The organism is Arthrobacter sp. 2YAF22_2 (genome assembly GCF_052114645.1).
Classification (GTDB): Bacteria; Actinomycetota; Actinomycetes; order Actinomycetales; family Micrococcaceae; genus Arthrobacter.
Genome location: NZ_JBFRFD010000360.1, coordinates 1 through 3,837, shown reverse-complemented (window position 1 = coordinate 3,837; position 3,837 = coordinate 1). Strand labels below are relative to the sequence as shown.

Here is a 3,837-nt window from a genome sequence, read left to right as displayed (position 1 = left end):
GGGTCGCGCCCCCGCGGCGGGCGGCGGCGGCATGGCCGAACTCGTGGAAGCCGGCCGACAGGACGGTGACCAGGAAGATCAGCAGCACCAGACCGGGGTTGGCGAACGCCTCATGCGTCGCCGAGGCGAGGCCCTTGACCATCAGCACCCACCAGCAGGTGGCGAGGAACGCGGCCGTGACCAAGACGACGATCAGCGGGTTGAACAGCGTGGCGAACGGCGCGGTGATTTTCCGGGTGCGTCCCGGGTCCGTGACGGAGTAGCGGAACCGCATGCCAAGGAGCGGATTGGCCTTGCGGACCTCGGGCTGAGAGCCGTCGGCCAGCCGCAGCAGGCCCAGCGGGAGGAGCTGGGTGTCGATCAACGTCCGGACGTTCTCCGCACTGACCCGCTTGCCGAAAGCGCTGCCGGCGTGGTCCGCGATTTCCTCCAAACCGCGGCGACCGTCCACGGCTTCAAGCACCAAGTACAGCAGCCGGGTCAGCTGGATGGTCTGGCCGTCGGCACGCCGGACCAGGGAGGGGGCCTGCTTGTAGCCTGACCCCTTGGTCTCGCCGATCAGCTGGACGCCGTCGGCGAGCGCCGGCGGCGGCAAGGTGGAGGGAGCTGTAGCCGCAGCGTCCGGGGCAGGGGCCGACGGCGGGCCGTCCTGCCTGGACGGCCCGCCTTGCACATTAGCCATTGACTGGCTACTGCTTCAGGGTGGACTGCTGCTCGGCGCCGGAGGTGGCATTGCCGTGGATGTCCTGGTTGATGATGGCGTCCTGGTGGGCGACAGCGTAGGCGTTGCTGTCGATGGAGCCGATGTTGGCTCCGACGGCGGCATCGATCGGCGCGGCGACGTTGGCGTTGGCAGCCACAGCACCGTTGATGGGTGCGGCGATGCCGGCGTTGGCATCCAGGTTGACGTTGACGTTGAGCAGGTTGCCGTTGAGGGCGCCCGCGGCGCCGGCGGTGGCCGCGCCGAGGTCCGGGGTGCTACCGGCCGGCAGCACGCTGCCGGGGAGGGCCGAGCCGCCGGTGGTGCCGGCCGGGATGGTCGCCGCAGCGCCTGCGGTGGCCGGGTCCGTCGTCGCGGGAGCGGCGGCGGCCGGGGTCGCGGTGTCCGTGGCGGGGGCCGCGGTCCCTTGGTCGATGCCGCTGTCCTGCACGGAATGTGCGGTGGCRTCACCGGTGATGCCCTGGTTGATGAGGGTGCCCTGGTCGGCGAGCGCCTGGGATTCGGATCCGAAGGAGAGGACGTTGGCCGACGCACCCGCGTCAATCGGTGCCGCGACGTTGGCGTTGGCTGCGACGCCGAGATCGATCGGTGCTGCGGCGCTGATGCCGAGGTTCAGATCGGCGTTCAGGTCCAAGACAGAGGCAACTTCCTTGTCGGGGAGGGCCGTGGCACCCTCGGCCATCAGTTCATCGTCGCTGAGCGGGGCCAGTTCCTGTTCGCTGCTCACAATAGACTCCAATTCCGGCACGGTTTCTGCTGCCCCCAGTGAGCAGTCTCCACCTGAATGTGCCTAGTGACGGTCAATAGTAAGCATGATGATCATTAATTGGCACCCCCTGCTCGCCGGTTGCTCCGTAACGGCCCTTATGGGACTCCAAAAGGGCCGTTACGGAGCAGCGGACCGGCGGGCTACTTCAGCCCGGCGCCCGGCAGCAGCTCCGTGGCGCCGAGGGAGTCGGCGACGAACGCGTAGTCCCAGGCGCGTTCCTTCCACTGCACGTAGCGGCCGGAGGCGCCGCCATGGCCGCCCTCCATTTCGATTTTCATCACGATCGGCTCGCTGCCGGTGTTCAGCTCGCGCAGCCGCTGCACCCACTTGGCGGGCTCCACGTAGAGCACGCGGGTGTCGTTGAAGCTGGTGACCGCGGCGATCTTGGGATAGGCCGCCGCCCGGACGTTCTCATACGGGGTGTACGACTTCATGTAGGCGTACACCTCCGGGTCGGTGATCGGGTTGCCCCACTCCTCCCACTCCAGCGCCGAGAGCGGCAGTTCAGGATCCAGGATCGTGGTCAGCGCGTCCACGAACGGGACCGCCGCAACGATCGCGGCGTACTTTTCCGGCGCCAGGTTGGCCACGGCGCCCATCAGCAGGCCACCGGCGGAGCCGCCCATGGCCGCGATCCGGGCCGGGTCCACCCAGCCGGATCCGGCGAGCCAGTCGGTGGCGGCGATGAAGTCCGTAAAGGTGTTCTTCTTGTGCAGTTTCTTGCCGTCGTCGTACCAGTGCCGGCCCAGTTCGCCGCCGCCGCGGATATGGGCGATCACGAACACGACGCCGCGGTCCAACAGGGACAGCCGGGGAATGCCGAAGCCGGGGTCCATGCTCATCTCGTAGGAGCCGTAGCCGTAGACCAGGCCCGCTGCCGTCGAATCCTGCCGCACCGACGCGTGCCGGAGCACCGACAGCGGGACGCGGGTCCCGTCGTCGGCCATGGCCCATTCCCGGGTGGCGACGTAGTCGGACGGCGAGTAGCCGCCCAGCACGGGGCTCTCCTTGCGCAACAGCAACTCGCCGGCGGGCACCTCCGCCGTCGGCAGGACAAAATCGTAGACCCGTGACGGCGTGAAGTAGGAGGTGTAACCCATCCGGATCACGGGCGCCTCGTAGTCGGAACCGGCAACGCCGGACGTGTACAGCTCCTCGTCAAACGCGGGCTCCACGGCGGCCCCCTGGTCTGGTGTGCCGAGTCCTGCCAGCGGCAGGACCTGCACGCGTTCGATCGTGTCCTTGCGGATGGACAGCACCAGGTGCGTGGCTGTGACGCCGGCGCCGTTCACCCGCACCTGCTCGGAATGCTCGACGACGGTCCGCCAGTGCTGCTCGGCGACGGGTTTGGCCAGCTCAGCCGGGTCCACGAGCGAGACCATCGAGTTGATGGCGTCCTTGTTGTGGGTCAGCAGGAGGGTCTCCCTCGGCTGCCCCGAAGCGTCGGTCAGCAGGAACGGTTCGGCCTCGTAGAGGAGTCGCTCGGAGCGGGGTATCACGGTGGCCAGCCCGGCGTCGGGGGCGTCGAAGCGCAGCAGCCGGGTCTCGCTGAACTCGGAGCAGCCAATGCCCAGCACGAGGTGGCGGCGGTCCGCGGAGAGCTCGAAGCCCAGCCACATGGCGACGTCGTCCTCCTGGTAAATCACCTCATCCTCGGTGACCGGTGTGCCCAGCACGTGCGCCTTCACCTGGTACGGGCGCCAGGACGCGTCCACCACGGTGTAGAAGATGCGGCCGCCGTCGGGCGAGAAGGAGATGCCGTAGAAGACGTTCTCGATCACATCCGGCAGCAGCTCGCCGGTGCGGAGGTCCTTGATGTGGAGCGTGAACCGTTCGTCGCCGGCGTTGTCCACGGCGTAGGCGTACAGGTTCCCGTCGATGGTCACCGCGGAGCCGCCGACGGCGAAGAAGGGCTGGCCTTCGGCTTCGACGTTGCCGTCCAGGAGCACCTCCTCGCCGGGGATGTCCACGCCGACCTCGACGGCGGGGGGTGTCCAGCCGGCCACGCGGTCCTCGCTGTCCTGGGCGCGGACGCGGCACTGGATGCCGTATTCCTTGCCCTCGACCGAGCGGGTGTAGTACCACCAGCCGTCCTTGCGGTGCGGCACGGAGAGATCAGTTTCCTGGGTGCGGCCCTTGATTTCCTGGAAGATGGCCTCGCGCAGCGGTTCCTGGTGGGCCGTGACGGCCTCCTGGTAGGCGTTCTCGGCCTTCAGCAGGTCCACGACCTCGGCGGATTCCTTGTCCCGCAGCCACTCGTAGTTGTCCTCGAAGGCGTCGCCGTGGTGGGTCCGGAGGGCGGGAACCTTCTTGGCGACGGGGGGCTGCGGGGAGGGCTGCACGGGAG

2 protein-coding genes and 1 pseudogene are annotated in these 3,837 nt (G+C 68.4%); all 3 read right to left on the bottom strand.

The features are described 5' to 3' along the window. Positions 1 to 682 (bottom strand): annotated as a pseudogene (locus tag AB4Y86_RS13960) (hypothetical protein); the annotation flags it as partial. A 7-nt stretch (positions 683 to 689) separates the two neighbouring features. After that, on the bottom strand, positions 690 to 1,448 hold the full coding sequence (locus AB4Y86_RS13955; protein ID WP_441402804.1) for a peptidoglycan-binding protein: 759 nt from the start codon (positions 1,446 to 1,448) through the stop codon (positions 690 to 692). A gap of 182 nt (positions 1,449 to 1,630) precedes the next feature. Continuing rightward, a complete protein-coding gene (locus AB4Y86_RS13950) occupies positions 1,631 to 3,832 on the bottom strand; it encodes a S9 family peptidase (RefSeq protein ID WP_441402805.1) in 2,202 nt (733 codons plus the stop codon). Positions 3,833 to 3,837: the final 5 nt, after the last annotated feature.